Source organism: Streptomyces sp. NPDC057654, from assembly GCF_042800135.1.
In the GTDB taxonomy this organism is placed as follows: domain Bacteria; phylum Actinomycetota; class Actinomycetes; order Streptomycetales; family Streptomycetaceae; genus Streptomyces.
The window spans coordinates 1-2,511 of sequence record NZ_JBHVHQ010001085.1 but is presented as its reverse complement, the minus strand read 5'-3'; the positions used below and the strand labels follow the sequence as shown (position 1 = coordinate 2,511).

Annotated in this window: 4 protein-coding genes; all 4 read left to right on the top strand. The window is 71.0% G+C overall.

The features are described 5' to 3' along the window. A partial coding sequence (locus ACFU99_RS40730) for a hypothetical protein (protein ID WP_384402952.1) occupies positions 1-370 on the top strand: 370 nt, incomplete at its 5' end. A gap of 20 nt (positions 371-390) precedes the next feature. Next, on the top strand, positions 391-1,158 hold the full coding sequence (locus tag ACFU99_RS40725; RefSeq protein ID WP_384402949.1) for an LOG family protein: 768 nt from the start codon (positions 391-393) through the stop codon (positions 1,156-1,158). A 54-nt stretch (positions 1,159-1,212) separates the two neighbouring features. Beyond that, positions 1,213-2,190, top strand: a complete 978-nt coding sequence (locus ACFU99_RS40720) for a glycosyltransferase family 2 protein (RefSeq protein ID WP_384402946.1) — start codon at positions 1,213-1,215, stop codon at positions 2,188-2,190. 8 nt (positions 2,191-2,198) lie between these two features. Then, positions 2,199-2,511, top strand: a 313-nt coding sequence (locus ACFU99_RS40715) for a hypothetical protein (RefSeq protein WP_384402943.1), incomplete at its 3' end; no start/stop codon positions are given.

Genomic DNA, 2,511 nt, shown 5'->3' with positions numbered 1-2,511 from the left:
CGAACACATGAGCCGGCTTTCCGGTCAGGCCGTCTGGCCGTTCCTCGCCGAGCGGTACCGCGCGATCGACGTCCGCGCGGCGGAGGCGGTCAAGGCGGCTGCCGTGCGGGAGGTCAACCGCGACCTGGCCGTCGACGCGGAGTTCGTACGGGAATACGGCCTCCTCGCCCGACGGGCGGTCCGGGAGGGCGAAGTGCCCAGTGTGGGCGCCCCGTTCGGCGGTGCGGCGGAGGTCGCCGCGGCGGTGGCCGCCGACCTGGGCGTATCGGGCGGAGACGTGTCGGGTGGAGCCGTATCGCGCCGAGGCGTAGCGGGTGGAGACGTATCGGGCGGAGCCGGTGACCTGTCGATGAATGCGGGGGCACGATGACGGAAGGCGGCACGATCACAATGACGGAACAGGCGCGGGGCAGCCTCGCGGCGACGCTGCGGTCAATCGCCGACGAGGTCGAGAGCGCCCATAAGTGGAGCCAAACCTCCCGGTCCTTGGCACGGGAACGCGTCGCCACGGTCTTCGGCTCCGCGCGCACCCGTCGCGGAGAACCCGCGTACGCGATGGCCCAGGACCTCGGTGCCTCCTTGGCCGCACGCGACTGGACGGCCGTGACGGGCGGCGGGCCGGGCATCATGCAGGCCGTGCGCGATGGGAGCGGCGAGGTTCTGTCCCGGGCGGTCCGGATCGAGATCGAGGGGGAGGCGCCCGAGACGGTGCTCGACTCCGCACGGTCGATCACCGTCGGCACGTTCGCGCTGCGCAAGCTGCTGATGACGCACGACATCGACGCCCTGTTCATCTTCCCCGGCGGCGTCGGCACCTTCGACGAGCTCTTCGAGGTCCTGGTCCATCAGGACACCGGTCGGCTGAGCCGGTTCCCCGTCGTCCTGATGAGCCCCGAGGGCGAAGGCATGTGGGAGGCATGGCTGCGCTTCATGGACGAACACGTCGTCCAGGGCGGGCTGGCCAATCCCTCCGTCCTCTCCGGGCTGACGGTCGCCGGGAGCGTTCAGGAGGCGTTGGCGGCGCTGTCGGGTCCTTGGAGCGGAAGTGGGAGTGGGAGCGAGGGTGGGGCCGGGGGCGCCGAGGAACGCGGGGTTCCGATGTGCGCCGGAGCGCTGCGCACACAGACGGCGGCCGGCCTCGGAGTCGAGCCCGTATGAGGGCCGTATGAGGGGCTGTATGAGGGGCCGCAAGAGCTCGAAGGAGATGCGACGATGCAGGTGAGGGCCATGATGCGGGTGAGCGTCGTCATCCCGGCCTACAACGCGCGGGATTCGCTGGAACTGTGCCTGCTCTCCCTGGCCCACCAGGAAGGGCGCGGCACGGCATACACGGCGGAAGTGATCGTTGTGGACGACGGCTCCACGGACGGTACGGGCACGATGGTCGCCGAGTTCGGCGGCGTACCCGGCCGTGGGCCCGGCGGGGACATCGTCATCCGCTACGTCCACGAGCCGCGCACCCCGGCATCGGGTCGGGCACGCGCCCGCAACATCGGGCTGCGCCACGCGACCGGCGACCTCGTCGTCCTGCTCGACGCGGACCAAATGGTCGGGTCGGCGTTCCTCGCCGAACACGTCGCGTCGCACACCGGGCAGGACGACGCCCTCGTGGTCCTCGGCCCGCGGTTCCAACTGGGGGAGGGGACGGCCGACCGGGAGCGGCTGCGGGGCGGGTTCAGCCTGGAAGCGCTGCCTCCGGTCGTACGCGGCGACGAGCGCGAGCCGGTCTTCGCCGCCCTGGACTGCGGGCCCGAAGGGCTGGAGACCGCCTGGCATTACATGTGGACCTGCAATGTTTCGGTCCGGCGGAGCCATCTCACGGCGCTCGGCGGCTTCGACGAGGCGTTCGTCGGCTGGGGGCTGGAGGACAGCGAACTGGGATACCGGCTGAAGAGGGCCGGCGCGCGGTTCGCGCGCAACCCCAGCGCCGTCGTCTACCACGAGCACCGGAATGGCGTCACCGCCCGTATGCACCGCGAATGGCGGCGCAACCTGGCCCGCTTCGAGCGCAAGCACGACGACCCGGTCGTGCTGCTGCAACGCGTCTTCGACCCGGTCATCGACCCATCCGCCGAATTGGAGCTGACCTGGATCGAAAGCGCCGTGCGATTCGAGTTGGCGGCGCGTGCACTGCGCGGACGCGGCCGTACGCCCCTTGGCCTGCTGCCCGAGAACAGCGGTGCGTCATGAACAGAGCTGTGACCCGACTCGTCTACGTTCCCACCAACCGCCCTTTTGCGGCCGCCTATCGCTCGGTGGTGGCGGAGGCGGCGGCGTTCCAGGAGAGTGCGCCGTTCGGGGAGGAGGGCGTCGCCGATATCCGGCTGCTGGTCATCGACGATTGCTCGCCGGAGCATTCCCAGCGGAACAGGGAAGTGGCCGAGCGGGCCGCCCGCGAGCACGGCTGCGACGTTCACGTACTGACGCCGGACGGCTGGCAGCGCCTGGCGGACGAGATCGTGGCAACGGCGGCCCTGCCGCCGGCCGACGCCGTCGCGGCGCGGTCGGCCC